Genomic DNA, 24216 nt, shown 5'->3' with positions numbered 1-24216 from the left:
TTTTTCATGTGAGCGGTCGCTTCTTCAACGCCCAGGCGACGACGAGGAAGACGACGAGCGCCATCCCGAGCAATATGAGAACCGAGTTGACCGGGAAACGGTCCTCATACATCTGGGCGACCCCGTAGTTGAACCAATACGTCGGCAAGAAGCGCCCGACGACTTGGAGCGTCTCCGGAAGCCACGTCAGACTGATGAAGGCGCCTCCGGTGATGGCCGCTGCCATCGTCACGGACGTCTGCCAAATGTTCGCTTTCTCCCGATTCGTCGCGAGGATGGCGATGAGCGACCCGATGGCGAGACAGACGAACAAATAGACGATGAACAACAACGTCAGGACAGGCAGATGAGCCAGAATGTCTTGTCGATAGAGAACGGCACTGAAGGCGAGCAACATGAGCACGTAGAGCAACCCGACCGCACAGAACGATACGAACAACGAACCGATGTAACGCCGCGGTGTGACCGGGGCGGCGAACAAGCGGGAATAGATTTTCTCGTCCCGGTCGTCGGCGACGAACAACGGGATGAACTGGAGAAAGGCCGACATCATGACGAACGACAGGAGACCGAGGAACGCCTGCGTTCGTGCCGTCGTCGCCACGCTCTGTTGAAACGGCTCGCTCGAGAGCGTATAGCCATTCTCCGTCTCAAGCTCGGTCAGTTCGTTGAAACGCTCTTCGTCAAAATCACTTGCAATCAGTAACTGCCGTTCACGAGACAGGTGCGAGTTGAGCGCTTGCTCGATCAACGCGGCGTCACTTCCTTCGGTCGCGCTGAACGAGAGACGCGGCGTCTCGCCATTCAAGAGCGCCTCGGTGAATCCGTCCGGAATCGTCAGGACGACGTCTTGTCCTTGCAGTAACGCTTCATCGGTCTCGTCCGTCTCGAGCGGTGTCACCGAACCGAACCGTCCCGCTTCTTCAATCACACGATTGGCGAGTGTCCCGCCATCCCGGTCGAGGATGCCGATGGAGACGTTCAACGCCGACGTCGAGCTGAGGAACGATAGAATCAAGGCGAAACCGAATACGGAGACGAACGTGAACACCCATAGCCCTTTTTTCCGCAGCATGCGCTTGGCGACATGTCTAAATAGCACCACGACGGTTCACCCCTTTCCAAAGCAAGAGACTGAGGACGGCGAACACGAGGAGATGCAAGGAGAGCCAACCAAGGCTCTGCCAAAACACGGTCGTATCCCCACCGCGCAGAAGCACCTGGAGCATGCCTTCCCGCATAAAGATCGGCATGAAGACGTATTGGGCCCACGGTGCCACGCTCAGCGTCACTTGATCGAAACCAGGGACGTAACCGCCGGAAAGGATCATGATGATGGCGACGAACCCGTTGACGATCGCATCTTTCGTACCGCGCGAGAGACGGGGCAGACTCGATACGAGAAAACCGAACGCGGTACCGTATAAGGCGAGGGCGAGCCAAGCGATAAACAAGAGCCCGAACTCGACATAATCGAGTGAGAAGCTGCGATAAACGAAGTGGCTGAACCAAAACACGAGCACGAGTTGCAGGAAGATGAGTGTGTATCGGCTCAAACTGCGAGCCAGGCGATATTCGATCCGTTTGACGGGAGCGGCTTGAATCCGGAGATAACTCCCGGTCATCGGCTTCTCCTCACTGAGCATGCCGGTAATGTAGAATGCACCGAACAGTGCCGTCATGATGGAAATCGTGACGGTGAAATATTCGAGTGATGTCGGGGTCCGACCCGACAAATCGACGCTCTCGCTGTCGATGAACGTCGTGGGCTCGAACGGGGCGGAAACACCTGCCTCAGCGAGCATAATCTGCTGATTGGCGACGTCCGTATATTGCCGGAGAATGGCCTCGATGACGTCAAATTCGATTGTCGACGGTTCCTCGTACAGCAGACGGACGTCGGGACCGTACAAATGGAGGATGACGTCGGCGTCGCCATCGTTCACGCCGGTTTCAGCAGCGGCGATACTATCGTACGGGACGAGATTGATGAATGCTTTGATGTCGTCGTCGGCGAGAAAAGTCTCGAGCGGCACCCGATAATCATCCGTCGACTGTTCGACGTAGGCGACGTCCGTGACCGGGAGCGAGAAGTTGCTATTGAAGATGGCCGACAGCATCGTTCCGAGCCCGAAGATGAGAATGATTGGGAAGATGAGCATCCAAAACAAGGTCGAGCGGTCCCGCAGTTGCTGTTTGACATCATATTTGATGAACGTCCATAGTTTCATCGTCATCACTCCCTAAGTGTCTTACCGGTCAGGGCCAGGAAGACGGTATTCAAGGATGGACGGTCGACCGTAATCGAGGTGAAGCGAACCCGCTCGTCATGAAGGACGTCGAGCAGCGGGGCGAGCGGGGTGTCTTTCTCGAGCGACACGTCGAGGAACGGTTCCTCGTAATCGACTTTCTTCACCCGTTCGAGCGATTCGAGTCGTTCCAAGAGGCCCGGAGTGAGGGCGTCGACTTTGATGCGGGCCGTCTCGAGCGTCATGACTTGATCTTTCAGCTCATCTTGCGTGCCCTCGGCGATAATCCGTCCCTCATCGACGATGGCGACACGGTCGCAGAGCATCTCGACTTCCTCCATATAGTGGGACGTATAGATGATCGTCGCCCCGCGTCGATTCAACTCACGGATGTTCTCGAGGATGGTGTTGCGTGACTGCGGGTCGATGGCGACGGTCGGTTCATCCATGAAGATAAGTTCTGGTTCATGCACGATGCCGCAGGCGATGTTGAGACGACGAAGGAGCCCCCCGGACAGTTCCGGCGGACGTTTCTTTTGGTGCGCGGTGAGTTCGACGAAGTCGAGGGCGGCCACGGTCTTTTGTTTGGCCTCGGCCGGTTTGAACCCGTACAGCTCGGCGAAAAATTGAATGTTCTCGAACACTGTCAGCTGGTCGTACACGGAGACGTGCTGCGGGACGATACCGACGTGCCGTTTAATCGTCTGCTCGTCTTTTGGCATCGAGTGGTCGAAAATCTGGATGGTACCGCTGTCCGCAGGATATAAGTTCAGCATGACAGAAATGGCGGTCGTCTTTCCGGCCCCGTTCGGTCCGAGTAAGCCGAACAACTCGCCGGCCTCGACGTGAAGTGAAAAGTCGTTCAAGGCAATTGTCTCACCGAACCGTTTCGTGACATGGTCGAGCGCGATGATAGACACGTGGACGCAACTCCTTTCAAATCAGGAACGTGAAAAAGCATACAATCTTTTGTTCCCGTTTGCAGGAACTTCCGAACCCAATGACGAATGAATTATAATAGTCGAATTATTCAGACAATTAATGGAAGTTGAAGTGAGGGATCGCGATGAAAGGGTGGCAGTTCAACAAAGAAGAGTCGAGCGAGAAGTTTCCAGATGAGATGGCGTGGGCGTTGTTTTGTACCGTCGAGCCGAAGCGGATGGATACGACACTCCCGTTTTATTATGACGAGTCGGTGTTCCGTTTCTCGAACGGGGCGGAGTCATTTTATTTTAAAATCTCCCCGAGCTATCACGAGTTCGAGGTGAACGTCAAGGACGCGTCGGGGGAGTTGTTGTACTATCAGCTGCTGCGAACGGTCGGGAAAGTCGAGGTGCTCGAGGATCGACGCGATCACGGCGAACTGTTGATCGTCATGAACGAGGACCGGAACCGCACGGTGACGACGATCGAGTTGACCGTCCGACCGCGTTTCCGGGTTCTTGTCAAAGAGCATTACGTTTGAATTTTCCTCAGAGTGGTACATGAATTAGACATGATACCACGAGGAGGAGATTCACATGAAAGACGGACTAAACAAAAAAGTTGATGGTTTGATTGATAAAGCGGCAGGCAAAGCGAAAGAAGCGGTCGGCAAAGCGACGGACAATCAATCGCTAAAGCGTGAAGGCCAGAAAGATCAAGTGAAGGGTACGGCCAAAGAGAAGACCGGCCAAGCCCAACAAAACCTCGAAAGCCTGAAAGACGAACGCCGCTAATACAAAACGGGAAGTCGCGACAACTGCGACTTCCCGTTTTTTCATTTGGTCAAAAAGACTTGGACGTGAATCGTCGAGCCTTGCGCGTTCTTGGCCGTGCCGACACCGAGGTGCGTGAAGTTCCCGTTCAAGATGTTGGCGCGGTGGCCGCTCGAGTTCATCCAGGCGTTCACCGCTGCGCCTGGGTCGTTCGACCCCATATAGATGTTCTCACCCCAACCACGATAGCTGACATCGTAGGCATCGAGCGTGTCACCTGGGCTCCCGTTCTCACGGAGCTGATGCGAGAACTGGCCCGTCCGTGCCATCTCGTCGGCCCGGACTTGGGCGACACGGTTCGCTTCGCTCGACGCTGCGAGTGCCGATAAGCCAGCCGTCTGACGCTCTTCGTTCGTCTCGGCCAAGACACCGCTCGCCGGGGCTTTGAACGTGATGTGTTTCGCCAAAATATACCCCGTCTTCGTGCCGATGTTCACTTTATACCAACGCGTCGTGCCTGTGTAACGATACGAGATCGTCTCAAGCTTCATTCCTTGGCGAAGAAACACGACGTTCGACGAGGTCGTGAGCGGACGCGATTTTAAGTAGACGCTCGATGGGGCGACGTACGTCGCCTTCGTGAACGCGACTTCGGCTGTCGATAGCTTGATATACGTGGCCGGAACGTAACCGTACCCCGTGCCCCATTGGATTTTGTACCAGCGGGCCCCGTTCGTCGTAAATGACGTCCGGACCATCATCGTGCCGTCGCGAACAATTTTACCTACACTCGTCGCTGAGCTTGACGGTGTTTTTCGGACGTTGATTTGACTGATTCCCGTAACGGAACCTTTCGTGTTGACGGCCGTCTCACGATATGAGGCTTCGACCGTGGCCGGATTGACGGTGAGCGGGGACGTCGGGGTAAATGTGAACGCAGTCGCTAAGGCGGCAGCGAGCAAGACTGAGGCAGATTTTTTCAAAATGGGAAGCTCCTTTTTCGATCATATAACCATATAATATATTGAATAGGGCGATAATGGGTATTAACATTTGATTACAAAAAGAGGCAGACTCCAGTGAGCCTGCCTGCTCCTTATTTATACAACAAATACTCTTTCCGAATCGGCAAGAACGCATCGCGCTCGGCATCGACTTTCGTCATGATCGCCTCGAGCGACTCGCCGGCGAGAATCATGTCTTTCACGTAGGCGTTCCCGGTCAGCTTCGTGATGAAGTCGTTTGAGAGGAACTCGAACTCGTCCGGATACAGGTCGTGCGCCGTCTTGACCATGGCGATACCGGTCTTGACCGCTTCGAACTTCGTCGGCTCTGTGACGTACACCTCGACGCCGTGCGACAGTTTGCCCGCGTTCTTCGAGAACGTCGGCGTGAACGAGGCGGCACGGAACGTGACGCCCGGAAGCTCGAGCGCGTTCAGCGTCTTAGCATAGTCATGCGCCTTCACGTAAGGGGCGCCAATCAATTGGAACGGTTTCGTTGTGCCGCGTCCTTCTGACAGGTTCGTCCCTTCGAACAGACCGGTCGCCGGATAGACGTTGACCGTGTCCGTCGTCGGCATGTTCGGTGACGGCATGACGAACGGGAGTCCCGTATCCTCGTACAGCATCGAGCGCTTCCAACCCTTCATCTTGACGACTTCGAGGTCGGCTTGAATCTGATACTCCGAATTGAACAAGCGTGCGAGCTCACCGACGGTCATCCCATGCTTGAGCGGAATCGGATAGAGACCGATGAAGCTCGAATAGGCCGTGTCGAGCACAGGACCTTCGACGCGGAGGCCACCTTGCGGGTTCGGCCGGTCGAGGACGACGAACGGGATGTCATTCTCGGCTGCTGCTTCCATCGCATACGCCATCGTATAGATGTACGTATAGAAGCGCGTGCCGACGTCCTGAATATCGAAGACGAGCACATCGACGTCTTTTAGCATCTCGGCCGTCGGTTTTTTCGTCGCCCCATACAGACTATAGACGGGTAGTCCCGTCACTTCGTCGATATATGAACTGATCGTCGATCCGGCTTGCGCATCACCGCGGACACCGTGTTCTGGTCCGTACAGTGCCGTCAATTCGAAATCATCGGAGTTATGGAACAAGTCGACGATGCTCGTCATGTTAGCATCGATTCCGGTCGGATTCGTGATCAGTCCGACTCGTTTACCGGCCAAGATTTCAGGATTGTCCATCAACCGGTCGACCCCGAGTTCGACTTTCGGTTTCTTCGGCTCTGACTTGGCATCGGCATCGAGCAACATGACAGATGACGTGACGAGCGTGAGGGCGGCGAGGCCGCCAATCCATTTCTTCATAACTTTTCCTCCTTCACGAATGTAAGCGCTTTACTACTTATTGGAAAGTGTACCATTCTGTATTTTTAATTCAATATAAAGTGAATAAAATAGGAAATTTTATTTCTGAATTTGATTCGTTGTACCTAAAAAGCCACCGGATTTCTCCGATGGCTGGTCGATTATCGTACGGCAAGTGCTTTCCATCCCGTCGCGCCCATGACAGAGCTAACTTGGCTTTTCGGGATGACAAGGCGACCGCGGTACGGGTCGTTGATGTAGAAGTTGTTCTTGTCATAGCCCGTCGCGAGCATGACATGATAATTGACGAAACCGGTGAATTTTTTGTTCGAAGCGGTATACCAATTGAAGTGACCGTAAGGCTGTTTAAAGTCGACGCTTGCCCAGACGATGACCGGATTGCCGAGTGACAGCTCGCGCTCGATTGAAGATAATCCTTGGCCGGACAAGTCTTTCACAGGCCGGTATTTGCTCGAGAAATTGATCATGCCTTTCGGATAAATGCCGTAGTTGCGATATTTGCTGAGCTTGCCTTTCGGGTCGCCTGTGAACATGACGTTCGGGTCGACCCAGCGGTAGAGCCGATTCTCATAGCGGGCGTTCCACATGCTTTTCGGCATCTCCCGATATAGCGTCTCGGCGCTGACGACGCGTCCTTTTTTCTCGAGCGCCATCTTGAGCGAGAAGAACTCGCAGCCGGACGGGTAGCCCATCTGGAACTGACGATAGAGCGGCACGCTCATCTTATAGGTGGAGAGCGGGTTGCTATAGGCGCCCCGGGCATCGAACGTGGCGTTGCCGATGCGTTTGTTCTTATACATGACGCCCGACAGATCGAAGAAATACCACTTGCCGTTGATGACTTGCCAATCTGTCTTCTTCGTCAAGGTCGGTGCAAAATATTCGTATTGCGTCGTATATTTCCAACCAGTCTCACGGACGCCGGTCGAGTGGAAGTAGTAGTAGCGAGTCCCGATTTTGTGTTTTCCTTGCAAACGATAGCCGTAAACGGGATGGAACCCGTACACTTTGCCGTCAATCGTCTGCAGGCCGTAGCGACGTTTTCCGTCCGTCCCGAAATAGTAATAGCGAGAGGCGACTTTTTGGACGCCGGCCAACCGATAGCCGTACGTCTCATGGAAACCGTAAACGGTCGTCCCAATCTTTTTCAGCCCGTGCTGGCGTACACCGCTTGTACCGAAGTAGTAGTGGCGCGTGCCGATTTGTTGCCAGCCGGTCGCGACCTGTCCATCTTTCAAGAGCAAGTATTTCTTGCCGTTAATCGTGTACATGCCCGACCGGATCGTTCCGTTTTCGAATATGTAATGCTTCACGCCATTGACGGTTTGCCAACCGCTCAACCGTTTCCCTTCAAGAGAGAACAAGTAGCGTTTCCCGTCCACGGTCAAAAAGCCGGTCGCCATGACGCCGTTCGATTTGAAGTAATAGAGACCGTCCGTGAGTTGTTGCCAGCCTTTCAGCTGCTTCCCGTCGGCGGCGAACAAGTAGGTCGCCCCGTCAATCGAATAGCGCCCGGTGACGAGCGCACCGTCTGTTTCAAAATAATATGTAGCGCCATCGATGGCTTGCCAACCGACGGCCATCGTCCCATCTGCTGCGAAATAATAGGTCTTGCCATCAATCACTTGCCAGCCGGTCAGCACCGTGCCGTCTTCTGTCGTATAGACTGTTCCCGTCGCCGTCGTTTGAAACCCGGCCGCGGCATGGACGTGGTCGTTACTGAGGATGATGCTCATACTGATGGCCAAACCTGCAACTACATGACTCCACTTCATAGGCGTCCCTCCGCAATCATTTTGCAAAATTGGTATTATTTTGTAAATTAAGTATACATGAGAAAAGCCGCCCTGACTCGGCGGCTAAAGGACTATTTTGAGAAATTGCTACATCAGGACGAACGGCTTATGAACAACAACCGTTTCGAGGCGACGAAGAGCGTCACACTGACCAGCAACAGGCTACTGAAAATCGGCCAGACAAGTAAACTCTCACCCATGAGCACTTCGGCCGATAACGAGCCGAGCCGCCATGGCATCCAATCCCACTCGAGCCAGCCGATGAGGAGTGACATGATGAAATGGAGCGCGAGCGTGATGACGAGGGCGACGAGACCGCTCTCGAGCAACGCCGCGAACAAGAAGAAAATTGACAGCTGGACGACGAAATGAAGCATGAGCAGTCCGGTCGCTACCAAGAAATCGCTGACGTCGAACGAATCGAACAGAACAATCGTGTAATAGGCAGCGCTCAATTGGGCCAGTCCGATCGCGACGACGGCAAGCAGTGAATAGTGCCCCCATTTGCTGAGGACGATGCGTGTGCCCGGAATCTTGAGCGACTTGAGCCAGGCGAGCGTACCGAGCGACCGTTCGTGACTGAACGTATGCATCGCGGACAACAGCACGACGAGCAGGCCGATTTGTCGCAACTGTTCGCTCGCCGACATGAGCACTTCTTCTGGTGACGGGGTCGGAATCTCGATGACCGCCCCGTCCGGCAGGTTGCCACCCGAGGCCAAAATGTCCGGGAGGAAATAGAGCGTGAGCGGTTGCATCGCCGCGAGCAACATCAAGGCGATCGGGACCCAGACGAGTCGCTTGTTGCGCCATGACTCTTTCCACTCTTGTTTGAAGATGGCCAGTCTCATCAGGCGTTCACCTCCAAGAATAGTGACTCGAGAGATGGATGCCCGACATGGAGCGATTGGAGCCTTAGGCCGCGCTCGAGCAACAGCTGCAGTAGCGCCCGTTCCGTCACGTCTTTCGCGTCCGTCTCCAGTTCCCATGTCGTCCCGGAGCGGGTGACGTGGCTGACACCCGGGAGCGTTCGCCACTCATCCTCCGTCACGACGTCATTGAACAGACGGACTTGAATCGAGGACTTCGAGCCGAGTAAATCGGTCACGGTCCCTTCCATGAGCAGGCGACCTTGTCGGAGCAGGAGTACCCAGTCGCTCGCTTCCTCGGCATCGGGGAGCACGTGCGTCGAATAGAGAATCATCCGCTCTCGTTTCAAATCGCTTAAGAGGTCGAGTACTTCCCGGCGGCCGCGCGGGTCGAGCGCCGAGACGGGTTCATCGAGCAGTAACAGCTCCGGGTCATGCACGAGCGCCTGGGCGATGCCGAGCCGTTGCCGCATGCCGCCGGACAAGTGTGCCGCCGGTCGATCGACGGGCTCGAGTCCGACCCGTTTCAACAAATGGACCGGGTCGACATTCGTGACGCCGGTCAACTCGGCCGCATAGCGAATCGTCTCGACCGGTGTGAGCGATGGATAGAGCGCCGGTCGCTGTGGCAGATAGCCGATACGGATGGCGTCATGCCCGACGATCTGTCCGGACGTCGGTGTCGTCACGCGGGCAATCATATTGAGCAGTGTCGTCTTGCCGGCCCCGTTCTCACCGAGGAGCGAGGTACAGCCGGGGCGGAGTGAGAAGCTGACGTCGTCGAGCGCGGTGAACGTGCCGAATCGTTTCGTCAGTTGAGTGACGTTCATCGCTTCGTCCGTCCCCATAGGAAGTAGACGATCGGCCCGAGAATGTTGATGAATAGGATGACGAGGAGCCATACCCATTTCGGTCCATTCGTTTCTTGCCGTTTGAGCAAATCAATCAAGGCGACGACGAGCAAGATGAGTTGCAGCACGAGCAATGGCAAGAGGATGAGCAATAAATTTGAGTCATTGGTAATGTCCAATTATGTTCCTCCTTCATAAATGAGTTCACTACTTCATTCCACATATAGGACCTATTTCCTGTATGGAACAGAAAAAAGCCCTTTCTCCGTAAAGAAAGGGTGACAATCATTTGACGATGATGACCGGGGCGAGGGCGCGCTTGGCGAGCTTATGGCTGACGCTGCCGAGCACGAACTCTTGGAACGTGTTCAGTCCGCGTGAACCGACGACGACATACTCGTATGGTTGATGGTTCGCATATTTGACGAGCTCGATGTCCGGCTCCCCACGAAGTTCGATATATTCATACTCAAGCCCGGCTGCAACGATTTGATCGAAGAGCGGTTGCAACATCTGCTGGCGCTTCGTTTCAAGATCGATTTTTCCGGTCGAGTTGAGTGCGGCTTCTTTCGATTCTTTGGCGCTGACGACATGGACGATGTCGATGGATGCGTCTGATGCCTTGGCGAGCTGGATCGCTTTCTCAAGTGCCCGCTTCGAGTGAGCAGATCCGTCTGCCGCTAAAAATACCTTTCCCATTGAAACGTCCTCCTCTTTCACACAATCTACTTTTAGTATATGCGATTTACTAGAGCCATGGATATAAAAAAGGGAGCGAACGTGAATGTTCACTCCCGAAGAAATTGAATTAATGGCCGGCGCTTGTTTCTTGTTGCTTCAAGTGTAGCGCGAGCGTATTGAGCAGTTTCTCTGAATCTTTGTTCAAGTTCAACAGTTCCGGCTCGATCCCGACTTCACGGTACTTAAAGACAACTTTATCAATGGCGCCGATGGCCGAGTCGTCCCAAAGATGCGTGTTCGAGAAATCGATTGTGACATGTTTGACACCGTCTTCGGCGTCTTCGGTCACATCGAACTGATTGACGAACTCGGACGTCGAAGCGAAGAAGAGCTGACCGTTCACGATGTAGCGGGCACGGTCGGCGTCCACACTGCGGTCAAGTTCGATTTTCGAGATTTTTGCGGCGAAGAGGATGGCTGCCGTCAAGATCCCGGCGAACACACCGAGTGACAAGTCGTGCGTGACGACCGTGACGAGCACCGTCACGAGCATGACGACCGTATCCGATTTTTGAGCAGTGCGCATCGCTTTGAGCGAGCCCCAGTCAAACGTCGCATACGAGACAAAGAACATGACACCGACAAGGGCGCCGACCGGGATGAGCATCAACACGTCACTCATCGTCATGATCATGATGAACAACGCGAGTCCGGCGACGAACGTCGACAGGCGCCCACGGGCACCGGACGAGACGTTGATGACCGATTGACCGATCATCGCACATCCTGGCATCCCGCCGAAGAGACCGGCGATGATGTTGGCGATACCTTGTCCTTTTGATTCTCGGTTCTTGTTCGAATCCGTTCCCGTCATGTCATCGACGATTTGTGCCGTCAACAGCGACTCGATCAATCCGACGAAGGCGAGGGAGATCGAGTAGGGGAGGATGATCATCAACGTCTCAAACGTCAACGGGACGTTCGGGAATAAAAATTCCGGGAGCGTTGCTGAAATCGTACCCATGTCGCTAATGTTTTTCGTCTCGAGCCCGAGCGTGACCGCCAGAATCGTCATGACGACGATGGCGACGAGCGGTGCCGGGATGACTTTGTTGATGCGTGGGAACAAGAAGATGATGGCGAGCGATCCAATGACGAGCGCCCAGATAATCCAGCTCTCACCTTCAAAGTTCGTCAATTGCGCCTGGAAGATCAAAATCGCCAAGGCATTGACGAAGCCGACCATGACGGCGCGCGGGATGAACTTCATCAAGCGGGCGATGCCGAAATAGCCGAGCGCAATTTGAATGATTCCGGCGAGAATCCCGGCAGCGAGTAAATACTGCAACCCGTAATCGGCGACGAGCGAGACGATGACGAGCGCCATCGCACCGGTCGCAGCCGAAATCATGGCCGGACGACCGCCGGCAATCGAGATGACCATCGCGATGATGAACGACGCATAGAGCCCGACCATCGGATCGACCCCAGCGATGAGCGAGAACGCAATCGCCTCAGGGATGAGGGCGAGTGCGACGACGAAGCCGGCTAGGACGTCGGCCCGGACGTTGCCGAGCCAATCTTGTTTAATCGTATTCAATTTTTCCAAAAGAACACACCTCTCTATATATTTTTTGACTTTGATCTCCGAGTCTCACGAAGATCAAACGCCGCATTATATGAGAGAAGTCGTTCGACCGACACATGTTTTCACAACGTGTTCCATCATACCGAACTTTTTATGAGAAGACAATTGCTCCGCATGAGAAACTATGGTATTTTCATAACGTAAAGGTTATATAACGGATTTGTTATACAGAGAAGGAGAATGACGATGCATACGGTAGATGATTTAAGTAAAGTGCTCAAAGTGCTCGCCGACCCGACCCGTTTGACGATGCTCAAACAAATGCAAGGCGGGGAGCAATGTGCCTGCAGTTTTGTTGACTGTTTCGACATTTCGCAGCCAGCCATTAGCCGCCACTTGAAGATGATGCGGCAAGCAGGGCTCCTGTTAGAGCGCCGCGACAAGCAATGGATTCACTATCGATTGAACGAGACGAGCCCATTCTACTCAATCGTCATCGATTTGCTCGACAAAATCGAGACGGTCGAGGCGAATTGTGACTGCGAAACGGACTGTGCGATTTAAGGAGGAGTCAACGATGAAACTTGAAGTATTCGAACCAGCCATGTGCTGCCCGACCGGACTTTGTGGTCCTTCAATCGATCCGGAGCTGACGCGGATTGCGACCATCCATTACGTATTAAAACAACGCGGCTTTGATGTGGCCCGCTATAACCTTGCCTCCGAGCCGAACCGCTTCGTCGAGAACGTCCATGTTCAAGCTGAAATCGCGAACGGCCTTGAGACGCTCCCACTTACGGTCGTCGACGGTGCCGTCGTCAAACGAGGCGCTTATATGACGAACGAGGAGATTGCCGAGTTGACAGGACTCCCTGTCGAAGCGTTCGCGAAACAAGATGGCGAAAAGCCGAAAGTCCGCATCACGCTTAAAAAATAAGGAGGCGGGTCATGATGAATCGCTTTGATTTCACGACAATCGAACCAACGCGCTATGTGTTTTTGACCGGTAAAGGCGGTGTCGGCAAGACGTCGACGGCTTCGAGCCTCGCGTTGACGCTTGCTGACCGCGGTAAGCGAGTCTTGCTCGTGTCGACCGACCCTGCGAGCAACCTTCAGGACGTGTTCGAGATGGAGCTCGACAAGACACCACGCCTCGTCCCGGGAACCGGTCTGTTCATCGCGAACTTCGACCCGGAAGAGGCGGCGAAGCATTACATGGAACGGATGGTCGGTCCTTATCGCGGTGTCCTTCCGGACGTGGCCATCCAGTCGATGGAAGAACAGCTGTCCGGCGCCTGTACGGTTGAGATCGCGGCGTTCGACCAGTTCACCGAGCTGTTGACGTCTGAGTCGGCACGTGAGACATACGATCACGTCATCTTTGACACGGCACCGACTGGTCACACGCTACGGTTGTTGACGTTGCCAAGTGCGTGGGACGAATTTTTAGAGACGAATACGACCGGTGCGTCTTGTCTCGGTCCGCTTGCTGGTCTGGCCGACAAGCAACTGCAATACAAACGGGCTGTCGAGACGCTCACCGACGGCAGCGAGACGACATTGTTGCTCGTCGCCCGTCCCGAGACATCGACGCTCGTCGAGGCGGCGCGTGCCGCGACCGAGCTTCACGCGATTGGCATCGAGCGGATGCAACTTGTCATCAACGGCGTCGTCGCATCAGACGAAGGGACGGACCGCTATACGAAACGGTTCATCGAGCGTCAACAACAGGCGCTCCGTGAACTTCCGAAAGGTGTCGCCGACCTCGAGACGTTCACGCTGTCATATGCGTACGAGAACCTCGTCGGTGTCCCGGCGCTCCGACGCTGGGTGAACGGGGAGACGGCCACCGTCCCAAATACACGTTATGACACGAGTCATTATGGCTCAATCGACCGACTCGTCGATGAAATCGAGATGGATGGCCCGAGCGTCATCATGACGATGGGGAAAGGCGGGGTCGGCAAGACGACGCTCGCCTCGCTCGTTGCCGTCGCGCTCAGTGAGCGAGGCCACGCCGTCCATTTGACGACGACAGACCCGCCCGCACATGTGGCTTTCACAATCGGCTTGGATGTCCCGGATACGTTCACTGTCGATGCGATTGACCCGAAAGTCGAGATCGAGAAGTACCGGATGGACGTGTTCCGGGAAGCGGGGGATCTGAACGACGAGCAGCGCATGATGCTCGAAGAGGACTTGCGTTCGCCGTGCACCGAAGAGATCGCCGTCTTCCGCGCCTTCGCTGATCAAGTGGCGAAAGCGAAAGACCGCTTCGTCGTCATCGATACGGCGCCGACGGGTCATACGCTTCTTTTGTTGGATGCGACTGAAAGTTATCACCGTGAACTCGAACGGTCGACCGGGGTCGTCCCGGAAGCGGTCCGCGACCTGTTACCAAAACTGCGCGATCCGAAACAGACGCACGTCATCATCACGACGCTGCCTGAAGCGACACCGGTTTATGAAGCCGAGCGACTCGTCGCTGACTTGGAACGGGCCGAGATTCAACCGTTCGCCTGGGTCGTCAACCAATCGTTCACACCGCTCGATGTGACAAGCAAGCTGCTGACGGCGAAAGTCGCGAGCGAGGCGCCTTGGCTCGAGCGTGTGAACGCCTATCCGCGACCGACGTTACTCGCATGGCAAGAACAACTGCCGGTCGGTTATCCGGCACTGTCACAACTACTCAAGGAGGAAGTTACATGAACATCACGAATGAAGCCATCGATTTTATGAAAGACGCACTGGTTGAAGAGGAAATCAAATCAGTTCGTATCTGTACGGAAGCCGGGTGCTGTGGACCGACGCTCGGTCTCCTCGTTGCGGCTCCAGAAGCGACGGATGACGTCAAAGACTTCAACGGCCTCACGTTCGCCGTCGCGAACGACGCCGAAGCGATGGCGGAAAACGTCACGCTCGACGTCGAGTCGACGGAAGACGGTGTCAGCCTCGTGCTTCGCGGCTTGCAACAGACTTGCTAAAAAAATAGAGAATTATTGGAGGAACTCATTGTGCAGTGGATTGCTAGTATTATCTTTTTGGTGACGCTCTTCCTCATCATCAAGCAACCGAAAGGCCTCGGCATCGGTTACTCGGCGATGGGGATGGCGGTCATCGCCCTTCTCACCGGGGTCGTCAATTTGGATGACGTCGGTACTGTCTGGGGCATCATTTGGAACGCGACGTTCACGTTCATCGCCATCATCATCATCTCGCTCATTTTAGACGAGATTGGATTCTTTGAATGGGCTGCCTTACATATGGCCCGCATCGCCAAAGGCGGCGGCGTCAAGCTGTTCGTCTATATCACGTTGCTCGGTGCGCTCGTCGCGGCGTTGTTCGCGAATGACGGGGCGGCGCTCATCTTGACACCGATTGTCCTCGCCATGGTGCGGGCGCTCAAGCTTCCGGATGCGGTCGTCTTGGCATACGTCATGGCGTCTGGGTTCATCGCTGATACGGCGAGTCTGCCGTTCGTCGTCTCGAACCTCGTCAATATCGTCTCGGCCGACTTCTTCGGCATCGGTTTCGCCGAATATGCGGCACGGATGGTGTTCGTCAACGTCTTCGCCGTCGCCGGAAGTTTGCTCGTCTTGTATTTGTATTTCAAAAAGGACATTCCGAAGCAGTACGATTTATCGAAACTCGTCGAGCCGGCCTCGGTCATCAAAGACCATAAAATGTTCCGCTTGTCGTGGGTCGTGCTCGCACTTCTCGTCATCGGATACTTCACAAGCGATATCGTCGGGATCCCGGTCTCGCTCGTCGCTGGGATTATCTCGTTATTCTTCCTTATCATGGCGAACCGTTCACCGGTCGTGCCGACCCGGTCCGTCCTACGCGGTGCGCCATGGGCGATCGTCTTCTTCTCGCTCGGGATGTATATCGTCGTCTACGGACTGCAAAACGCGGGACTGACGCAAGTGCTCGCCAACTTCATCGACTGGTTCGCCGTGAACGCCTTCAGCGCTACGTTCGGGATGGGCTTCTTGGCCGCCATCTTGTCATCGGTCATGAACAATATGCCGACCGTCATGATTGACGCGCTCGCCATCGATTTGACGAATACGACCGGTCAGATTCGGGAAGCACTCATCTATGCGAACGTCATCGGGTCCGATCTCGGTCCGAAAATCACACCGATTGGGTCACTCGCGACGTTGCTATGGCTCCACGTGCTCCGTACGAAAGGGCTTAAAATCGGTTGGGGTCAATACTTTAAAGTCGGGATCATCTTGACGATTCCAACGCTCGCCATCACCTTGCTTGGACTATACATCAGCCTACTACTTTACTAAGGAGTGTTTAATATGAAATTGGTCATCATCGGTTCAGTCGCCGCCGGTACATCGGTCGCGGCAAAAGCACGTCGTAACAACGAAGATGCACAGATTACGATTTACGACCGCGACTACGATATCTCGTACTCGGGTTGCGGCATTCCGTATTATGTTGGCGGCGAAGTCGAGTCGCGCGATGATTTGACGCCTCGCGATGCGGCATTCTTCAAGAAACGCTACAACATCGACGTCATGACACGTCATAACGTGACGGCAGTCGATGCCGACGCACAGACGGTCACGGTCGAGAACCTTGAGACGGGTGAATCGTTCACGGACAGCTATGATTCGTTGGTCCTCGCGACAGGTGCCTCGAGCATCATCCCGCCGATTCCGGGTGTCGATTCGGACAACGTGTTCCCAATCCGTAACATTCAGAACGCGGAAGCGACACGTAACTTCGTCGATGCGACGAACCCGAAGCATGCAACGATCATCGGCGCCGGGTTCATCGGCCTCGAGATGGCCGAGCAGCTCAAACTGCGCGGCGTCGAAGTTACGGTCATCGAGCGTTTCCCGCAAGTGATGCCACCACTCGATAAAGACATGGCGTGCCGCGTCGAGGATCACCTCGAGAAGAACGGGATCGAGCTCATGCTCGGGGAGACAGTGACAGAACTCGTCGGTGATGGTCATGTCGAACGCGTTGTCACGGAAAGTGGCAAGACGATTGATACGGACCTCGTTATCCTCTCAGTTGGTGTCCGTCCGAACACGGAACTCGCGAAATCGATCGGTGTCACAATCGGCGAGACGGGTGCGATCGCCATCAATGAGCGGATGGAGACGAACGTGAAGAACGTCTATGCGGCTGGCGACGTCGCCGAAAGCTTCTCGCTCGTCACGGGCAAACCGATTTGGCGTCCGCTCGGTTCGACGGCGAACAAGATGGGGCGTGCTCTTGGTGACCTCATCACAGGAGGCGACCTTGAACATCGTGGCATCCTCGGCACAGGCATCTTCAAAGTGTTTGGCCAAGCCGTCGCCCAGACCGGTCTATCGGAACGTGAGGCCCGTGACCTCGGGTATGACGTCGAAGTACTCCATAACACGAAGTCGGACAAGCCGGCTTATATGGGCGGGAAAGACTTGACGATTAAAGCAATCGGCGACCGGGCGACACGCCAATTGCTCGGCGTTCAAATCGTCGGCTTTGAAGGTGTCGACAAGCGCATCGACGTATTCGTCACGGCTATCACGTTCAAGGCGAAGGTCGATGATTTGTTCCATCTCGACCTCGCATACGCTCCGCCGTTCTCGACCACGAAAGATCCTGTCATGTACACGGGCATGGCGCTCGCGAACAGTATGAACCAATCGGCGCGACTCATCACACCGGGTGAGCTGCAGAAGCGGATCGATGCGGGTGAAGACATGCAGATTATCGATACGCGTAAAGCTTCGCAGTTCGAAAAAGCATGTGTCGACTGTGCGGTCAACATCCCGCTCGGTAACTTGCGCGAAGCCGCCAAGGACATGGACAAAGACAAGCCGACCGTCGTGTACTGCAATGGCGGGGTGACGGGGAACGCGGCCCAAAACGTGCTCCGCAACCTCGGATTCACGGACGTCTACAACTTGTCAGGCGGTAACAAGAACTATCAATTATTCAAAAAATACGGGAACTAACAAAACGGCGGCCTGAGTAATCAGGTCGCCGTTTTGTCATGGGATTCTAGAGCTAGCAGTCATTCCCTGTTCTTGAAAAAAACATTGTATTCCGAAAAGGAAACGTTTACAATTTTTGTGTAAGCGTTTTCCTAAAATCATGCTACAAGGAGGGACCCATATGGTCAACAAGCGATGGAAACAGGCATGGGCAGTTGTGCTAACGTTTGCACTAGTGCTCTCAATGTTTCCGATGTCATCGTCCGCTCTCGATAAAGGCAAGTCGACGCTCGTCGTCGTTCACTATCAAGAGGCGCCGGACAATCAAACAGATTGGAACTTATGGCTTTGGGCGAATAACCCAGATTATTTCCCGAATAAAGCCTTCGCCTTCAACGGCGAGGATGACTTCGGAAAGGTGGCGGCCTATGAATTTCCGGTCGATTCACCTGAAAAGCTCGGTCTCATCGTCCGTACGGACAACTGGGAGAAAGATAAAGGGTCGGAGAACGACCGCTTCATCACGAGCGATATGATTAAAGACGGCGTTGCCGAAGTATGGATCAAGTCAGGGGACTCGAAAATCTATACGTCGAACCCAGACGGGGAGACGGCAGCAACGGACGTGGATATGAAAGTTCATTACTTCCGTTACGACAATACATACACGGACTGGGGTCTTTGGACATGGCCAGACGGTGGCGAAGGTCAAAACATCAACTTCGATGAGACGGACGCCTTCGGCGGTGTCGCGAACGTGAAGTTTGCGAACCCGGACGCGAAGAAACTCATCGGACTCGTCACGAAAAAAGGCGAATGGGCCGAAAAAGACGGTACAGACCGTTTCGCGCTCAGCACGGCGAAAGAGATTTGGCTCGTCGAAGGAGATTCGACGATTTACTACTCAGAACCAGAAATCGATCGTTCACCGAAAATCGTCTCATTTGAGGCGGACACGTTCCGTCAAGCGGAGCTCATGCTCAACCGCGTCATCGATGAGAAGTTCTTGAGCGAATTGACGGTCGAAGGTGCGACCGTTGAATCGGTTGAGAAGTCAGGCGACAAGTCGGTCACCGTCCGTTTCAGTGCCGACATCGATTTGGCGACGGTCATTACGGCGAAGCATCCGACGTTCGGAGATAAAGTGCTCCAAGCAGGCGACGTCCTCCGGTCACCGGAGTTCGATGCGAAGTATGCCTATGATGGCAAACTCGGCGTGACGTACAAGCAGTCAAAATCACAATTCGTCCTTTGGGCCCCGACGGCACAAGACGTGAAGCTCGAACTATGGAACATGCCGAAAACGCGTCCAGCTTCGGATAAAGACTTGAAGAAGACGATTTCGATGAAGCGTGGCGAGCGCGGCACATGGGTCGCGGACGTCCGTGGCGATTTGGACGGCATCGGCTACACGTACAACGTCAAGCACGCGTCAGGCAGCGTCCGCGCGGTCGATCCGTACGCGACAGCAGTCGGTGTGAACGGGGACCAAGGGGTCGTCGTCGACTTGAACGAGACGAAACCGAAACGTTGGAACTCGATGAAGCCGAAATTGGCGAAACGGACAGACGCCATCATCTATGAGACGCATGTTCGCGACTTGTCGATTTTCGACGTCACGTCAGACAAGTACGATTCAGGGATTAAAAACAAAGGCAAATATCTCGGCGTCGTCGAGCCAGGCACACGCCTCCTCGTCAACGGCAAGAAGACAGCCACAAAGACTGGCCTCGACCATATGAAAGACCTCGGTGTCACACACGTCCAGTTCATTCCGGTGTACGACTATAACACGGCCTCGGTCGATGAGACGAAACCGGATGCATCATACAACTGGGGGTATGACCCGAAAAACTATAACGCGCCGGAAGGCTCGTATTCGACGAATCCATATGACGCGAAAGTCCGGATTCGTGAGATGAAACAAATGATTCAAGGGCTCCATGACAACAACTTGCGCGCCGTCATGGACGTCGTCTATAACCACATGTTTGATGCGCAGGCCTCGAACTTGCATAAAATCGTCCCAGGTTACTACTACCGTTACACAGAGGGCGGCGACTTCGCGAACGGAACGGGCGTCGGCAACGACACTGCGTCTGAACGCAAGATGATGCAGAAGCTCATCGTCGACTCGGTCGTCTATTGGGCGCAAGAGTACCATTGGGACGGGTTCCGTTTCGATCTCATGGGCATCCATGACGTCAAGACGATGAACCAAGTCCGTTCGGCGTTGAACAAAGTGGATCCAACTATCCTCGTCTTCGGCGAAGGTTGGGACCTCAGCACGCCGCTCGACCCGGCGAAGAAAGCGAACCAGAAGAACGCATACAAGATGCCAGGCGTCGCACACTTCAACGACAACATCCGCGACGGCTTGAAAGGCAGTGTCTTCATCGACACGGACAACGGCTTCATCAATGGTAAAGCCGGCCTTGAGAACCGCATCAAGACAGGCATCGTCGGTGAGATTGACTATAGCGCCGACATCAAAGGCTTCACGAAAGAACCGACGCAAGCGATCACGTACGTCGAAGCGCACGACAACCACACGCTCTGGGACAAGCTCGAACTCACGAACGCGAAAACGTCGGAAGCGGACCGCACGAAGATGCACCGTCTCGCGTCGAGCATCCTCTTGACGAGCCAAGGAACGACGTTCATCCATGCCGGTCAAGAGTTCATGCGGACGAAAGAAGGCGACCACAACTCGTACAAATCGCCAGACCGCATCAACCAAATGGACTGGAAACGGGCAGCCGACCGTAAGGCGGACGTCCAGTACATGAAGGGCTTAATCGAAATGCGTAAAGACAACCCAGGTCTCCGCATGACGAAGGCAGTTGACGTGAAGAAAAACTTGAAATTCTATAAAGCTGAAGCGAACGTCATCAGCTACTCGATCGATGACAAAGCGCCAGGCCAGAAGAAAGACTTGTTCATCACACACAACGCCAACGCTAAGACGGTCAAAGTAAAATTGCCGAGCGGGCAATGGAACCTCATCGTCGATGGCAAACAAGCGGGCACGAAGACGATTAAACGCGTCTCGGGCTCAATCGATGTACCGGCCTACGGCTCGGTCGTCGTGAAACAACGTTAAGCAACTTACCAGAGGTCAAACGACCTCTGGTTTTTTTATGTGTTCAAACGGTTCAATGTGCAATTCAGAAAAATCATTCCCATGATTATCCAATAAACAGGGAGATGTGATTATACGATTTTATATAATTTAAACAATTAGACACGTTTCAGCATGACATTCGTCACATGAAAGGGTGAAGTGCATGGGCTTTTTCCGGAATTGGAAACCAGTATTGGAAGTAAACGTTGAACAAATCGATCGAAATGAACGAATCAACCTTGACCCCCTCCTGATTGATCAATATCCTGACGCGGTCTACGTGCTAGACAGTGACATGAATTTAATAGATTCAAACGAGAAGCTATCCCTTTTGTTCCAAGGAAAAGAAGCACGCTTTTTAAAACCAGACACTTGGCTGAGCAAGCAGGAAATGGAGCGTGTCATCTCGTTTCATCAACGAGCTCTTCAAGGCGAGACGGTCCATTACGAACTGAAGGCCGTTAATGAGGACCAGAAACGAATCCACCTGTCCGTGACGAATACACCGCTTTATACGGGGCATGTCATTACCGGATTGTACGGTATCGTCAAAGATTTGACGACCCAGACGGAACTGCGCGAACGTTACAATAAGATGATTGTCAGTCGGGCATTATTTGAGCGGATTCCTGGGTTGATTTTGGTTGAACTCGACCTTGAGACGGGTGAGTTCTATCACTCTCCGCAAACGGGAAAGTTGCTTGGATTGTCACAACGGCAACTTGATATGATGGAGCGTGAACATTTTCGCAATTTGATTCACGAAGACGACCGGCCGACGTTTGCTGCAGCTGTCAATCGATTGATTCAAGATCCGAACGAGTTCGAGTATGAGACACAATTGCGTGTCTTCAATCCGAAGCGACAGAGCTGTTTAAACATGATTGTGAAAGTCGGAATGTCCAAAGATCGGAAAGCAATCACATGGGCGATGTTCGACGTGACGAACTTGACGAGCGTGGAAGCGGAGTTGACCGAGGAAAGGTCGAAAGTAAAACAGTTGTGCGAGATTGTCGATTCGGTCATTTTCGAGCGCTATTTTGAATCAAAACAGTTCAAGTTTTTGACGCCGGGCTTTGCGCACGTATTCGGGTATACGGAAGAGCAGTTCAATGCCCATCCGGATTACTGGCAAAAAGTCGTCGTCCCGGATGATATTCCAAAAATTCATCAGGCGCGGGAAATGACGCTGAGCGGAAAGTCTTCTACGTTCTCCTATCGAATATTTGCCAAAGGGGAAGTAAAGTGGATTGAAGAGAACCGTGAACCGATTTTTTCAGAGTCTGGACAAGTCATCGGGCTACGAACTCTCGTTAAAGACATCACACAATTGAAAGAGCAACAGGAAGAGATATTCCGTCTCGCCTCGCTCGACCCAATCACGAACATGCCGAATCGCGAGTCGATTACGGAGACGGTATACGAATTGACGCAAAAACAGGCCCCGTTCACGTTGTTCTCGCTGTCGTTTAATCGGATTGCGGAGATCAACCATACGTTCGGATTTGAGCTCGGGGATCAATGGCGCGTCGTGACCGTCAACCGTTTGAGTCGTTTATTACCGAAGGATGCAGTGCTCGGTCATTTGGATGCGGACAACGTATTGATCGTCATGCCGCGGCGGATGGAAGATGAGGACGTACTCGCGCTCGGCAATAAACTCGGTACGCTCTCGAAACACCGGTTCCGAGTCGATGTGTACGATTTGTTCGCCCGAATTTCCATCGGGGTCAGCCGCTATCCGGACGACGGGGCGCAAGCGAGTGAATTGATTCAACGGGCCTGTATCGCTATGAACCGGTCGGATCGCAAGGTGGGGAGCCAGCTCGAACTGTATTCGTCACAAATGGACATCGAGTCGCTGAAGCGCTATGAACTGCTTCGTGATATGCGGGGCGCTCTCGAGACGAAACAGTTCTATCTCATGTATCAGCCGAAAGTGAACGCCTGGACGGGTGAAATCATCGGGGCTGAGGCGCTCATGCGTTGGACGCATCCGACGTGGGGCTCCATCTCGCCGGCCGAATTCATACCGCTTGCTGAGGAGAGCAGCCTCCACCTCGACTTGACGAACTGGTTGATTGAAGAAGTGTGTCGCTACGTGATGATCCTCCCCAAAAAAATCCCAATCTCGATTAACGTGTCGGCTAAATATTTGTATCAAGAGCATTTCGAACGCGTGCTCGAAGATACACTTGACCGGTTCGATGTCCCGAAAGGCGCACTTGAGGTCGAAATCTCGGAGACGTCACTGCTAGAGGACGCCCAACAAATCACACAAGCGTTCGAACGATTGAACCGACTCGGCATCCCAATCGCCTTCGATGATTTTGGTAAAGGCTATTCGTCACTCGCTTACTTACAAGCGTATAGCGCCCAAACGATTAAAATTGACCGCGTCTTCGCCCATCGCGTCAGTCAGAATCGGAAAGCGCAAGGGATTGTTCGTAGCCTGCTCGTCATCGCCGAGGAGTTCGGCATGGATGTCGTCGTCGAAGGTGTCGAATTGATGGAGGACTTGCTGTGCCTGCGAAAGTTCGGATGCCATGTCATTCAAGGGTTCATCTTCAGTCGTCCACTCAAAGAGGTTGATTTTGAACAGGCGCTCGCGAGCAACGTGCTGACGCCGGTCGAAGAGACGATCGAAGTGATCCAACCATCGAATCGATTGATTCACGCCGGCATCACCATCACCCGTCTGCGCAATCGAGACGTCGCAGTCGGGACCTCTCCGATTCTGATTATGCGACGCGGCTTTAAGACGATTGCCTTTTACGGATCGATTCGGCTTCCAATCGATAGCGACCTCGGCTTGGTCATCATTCTAAACGACGGGAAAGACCCGTTCTCGATTCGGGTGAACCGACTGACGGAACTGGCCAACGGACTGTACCAGTACGAGGCGTCTTATGAACAGACGGTCGAACTCGAAAACAGGCTGACCAATCTCGAGAGCGAGAAACCGCGAGACTTTACGATTGAACAACCGAAAGACTTGGTCGTCGAGATCGAATGAGACGAGCGGACCGCACATCGGTCCGCTCTTTTTATGGCATC

At 53.9% G+C, this 24216-nt stretch carries 21 protein-coding genes; 10 read left to right on the top strand and 11 right to left on the bottom strand.

The window, feature by feature from the left end; genetic code table 11:
* Nucleotides 1–4 precede the first annotated feature (4 nt).
* From KNP84_RS02870 to KNP84_RS02860, 3 genes are read right to left on the bottom strand one after another with little or no spacing between them, the layout of a single operon-like run.
* Complete coding sequence (locus tag KNP84_RS02870) at nucleotides 5–1105, bottom strand: ABC transporter permease (protein ID WP_215114194.1); 1101 nt, start codon at nucleotides 1103–1105, stop codon at nucleotides 5–7.
* Complete coding sequence (locus KNP84_RS02865) at nucleotides 1092–2231, bottom strand: ABC transporter permease (RefSeq protein WP_251131110.1); 1140 nt, start codon at nucleotides 2229–2231, stop codon at nucleotides 1092–1094. The genes KNP84_RS02870 and KNP84_RS02865 overlap by 14 nt, the downstream gene beginning before the upstream one ends.
* A gap of 5 nt (nucleotides 2232–2236) precedes the next feature.
* Nucleotides 2237–3169, bottom strand: coding sequence for an ABC transporter ATP-binding protein (locus KNP84_RS02860; RefSeq protein ID WP_215114192.1), 933 nt, complete (start codon nucleotides 3167–3169; stop codon nucleotides 2237–2239).
* 146 nt (nucleotides 3170–3315) lie between these two features.
* On the opposite strand from KNP84_RS02860, the gene KNP84_RS02855 reads away from it, so the two are divergent.
* Nucleotides 3316–3714, top strand: a complete 399-nt coding sequence (locus tag KNP84_RS02855) for a hypothetical protein (protein WP_029594918.1) — start codon at nucleotides 3316–3318, stop codon at nucleotides 3712–3714.
* A 55-nt stretch (nucleotides 3715–3769) separates the two neighbouring features.
* On the top strand, nucleotides 3770–3967 hold the full coding sequence (locus tag KNP84_RS02850) for a CsbD family protein (RefSeq protein WP_021066447.1): 198 nt from the start codon (nucleotides 3770–3772) through the stop codon (nucleotides 3965–3967).
* Nucleotides 3968–4008: 41 nt separating this feature from the next.
* Here the strand turns inward: KNP84_RS02850 and KNP84_RS02845 are convergent, their stop codons facing one another.
* The 8 genes from KNP84_RS02845 to KNP84_RS02810 form a co-directional block, all read right to left on the bottom strand.
* Nucleotides 4009–4929 (bottom strand): CAP domain-containing protein, encoded by a 921-nt coding sequence (locus KNP84_RS02845; RefSeq protein ID WP_215114191.1) that lies wholly within the window; start codon nucleotides 4927–4929, stop codon nucleotides 4009–4011.
* Nucleotides 4930–5042: 113 nt separating this feature from the next.
* Complete coding sequence (locus KNP84_RS02840) at nucleotides 5043–6278, bottom strand: exo-beta-N-acetylmuramidase NamZ family protein (RefSeq protein WP_214835434.1); 1236 nt, start codon at nucleotides 6276–6278, stop codon at nucleotides 5043–5045.
* 161 nt (nucleotides 6279–6439) lie between these two features.
* Nucleotides 6440–8074: a C39 family peptidase gene (locus tag KNP84_RS02835; RefSeq protein WP_215114190.1), complete on the bottom strand. Its 1635-nt coding sequence runs from the start codon at nucleotides 8072–8074 to the stop codon at nucleotides 6440–6442.
* Nucleotides 8075–8187: 113 nt separating this feature from the next.
* Nucleotides 8188–8946 carry an ABC transporter permease gene (locus tag KNP84_RS02830; protein WP_214835430.1) on the bottom strand — a complete coding sequence of 253 codons (759 nt, stop codon included), beginning with the start codon at nucleotides 8944–8946 and terminating at the stop codon, nucleotides 8188–8190.
* Complete coding sequence (locus KNP84_RS02825; protein WP_131471867.1) at nucleotides 8946–9794, bottom strand: ABC transporter ATP-binding protein; 849 nt, start codon at nucleotides 9792–9794, stop codon at nucleotides 8946–8948. The genes KNP84_RS02830 and KNP84_RS02825 overlap by 1 nt, the downstream gene beginning before the upstream one ends.
* On the bottom strand, nucleotides 9791–9994 hold the full coding sequence (locus KNP84_RS02820) for a PLD nuclease N-terminal domain-containing protein (protein ID WP_021066453.1): 204 nt from the start codon (nucleotides 9992–9994) through the stop codon (nucleotides 9791–9793). The genes KNP84_RS02825 and KNP84_RS02820 overlap by 4 nt, the downstream gene beginning before the upstream one ends.
* A gap of 106 nt (nucleotides 9995–10100) precedes the next feature.
* Nucleotides 10101–10514, bottom strand: coding sequence for a universal stress protein (locus tag KNP84_RS02815; RefSeq protein ID WP_021066454.1), 414 nt, complete (start codon nucleotides 10512–10514; stop codon nucleotides 10101–10103).
* Nucleotides 10515–10623: 109 nt separating this feature from the next.
* Nucleotides 10624–12105 (bottom strand): SulP family inorganic anion transporter, encoded by a 1482-nt coding sequence (locus tag KNP84_RS02810; RefSeq protein WP_215114189.1) that lies wholly within the window; start codon nucleotides 12103–12105, stop codon nucleotides 10624–10626.
* Nucleotides 12106–12330: 225 nt separating this feature from the next.
* Between KNP84_RS02810 and KNP84_RS02805 the strand changes: the two genes are divergently transcribed.
* The 8 genes from KNP84_RS02805 to KNP84_RS02770 all read left to right on the top strand — a co-directional run bounded on the left by KNP84_RS02805 (nucleotide 12331) and on the right by KNP84_RS02770 (nucleotide 24175).
* A complete protein-coding gene (locus tag KNP84_RS02805) occupies nucleotides 12331–12648 on the top strand; it encodes an ArsR/SmtB family transcription factor (protein ID WP_021066456.1) in 318 nt (105 codons plus the stop codon).
* A gap of 13 nt (nucleotides 12649–12661) precedes the next feature.
* The gene (arsD, locus tag KNP84_RS02800) at nucleotides 12662–13021 is read left to right on the top strand and encodes an arsenite efflux transporter metallochaperone ArsD (protein ID WP_029594925.1); all 360 of its coding nucleotides are present in this window, start codon (nucleotides 12662–12664) and stop codon (nucleotides 13019–13021) included.
* A gap of 14 nt (nucleotides 13022–13035) precedes the next feature.
* Nucleotides 13036–14793, top strand: coding sequence for an arsenical pump-driving ATPase (arsA, locus tag KNP84_RS02795; protein WP_353049097.1), 1758 nt, complete (start codon nucleotides 13036–13038; stop codon nucleotides 14791–14793).
* Complete coding sequence (locus tag KNP84_RS02790) at nucleotides 14790–15068, top strand: Fe-S cluster assembly protein HesB (RefSeq protein WP_214835424.1); 279 nt, start codon at nucleotides 14790–14792, stop codon at nucleotides 15066–15068. The genes arsA and KNP84_RS02790 overlap by 4 nt, the downstream gene beginning before the upstream one ends.
* 30 nt (nucleotides 15069–15098) lie before the next feature.
* Nucleotides 15099–16385: an arsenic transporter gene (locus KNP84_RS02785; protein WP_215114187.1), complete on the top strand. Its 1287-nt coding sequence runs from the start codon at nucleotides 15099–15101 to the stop codon at nucleotides 16383–16385.
* A 12-nt stretch (nucleotides 16386–16397) separates the two neighbouring features.
* Nucleotides 16398–18056, top strand: a complete 1659-nt coding sequence (locus tag KNP84_RS02780) for an FAD-dependent oxidoreductase (protein WP_215114186.1) — start codon at nucleotides 16398–16400, stop codon at nucleotides 18054–18056.
* 160 nt (nucleotides 18057–18216) lie between these two features.
* Nucleotides 18217–21138, top strand: a complete 2922-nt coding sequence (pulA, locus tag KNP84_RS02775) for a type I pullulanase (RefSeq protein ID WP_215114185.1) — start codon at nucleotides 18217–18219, stop codon at nucleotides 21136–21138.
* A gap of 184 nt (nucleotides 21139–21322) precedes the next feature.
* Nucleotides 21323–24175: an EAL domain-containing protein gene (locus KNP84_RS02770; RefSeq protein WP_285800455.1), complete on the top strand. Its 2853-nt coding sequence runs from the start codon at nucleotides 21323–21325 to the stop codon at nucleotides 24173–24175.
* The last annotated feature ends 41 nt before the right edge of the window (nucleotides 24176–24216 follow it).

This window comes from Exiguobacterium sp. s70 (assembly GCF_018618315.1).
Classification (GTDB): Bacteria; Bacillota; Bacilli; order Exiguobacteriales; family Exiguobacteriaceae; genus Exiguobacterium; species Exiguobacterium chiriqhucha.
The sequence above is the reverse complement of the archived record's forward strand: the minus strand, read 5'-3'. Positions and strand labels throughout refer to the sequence as shown.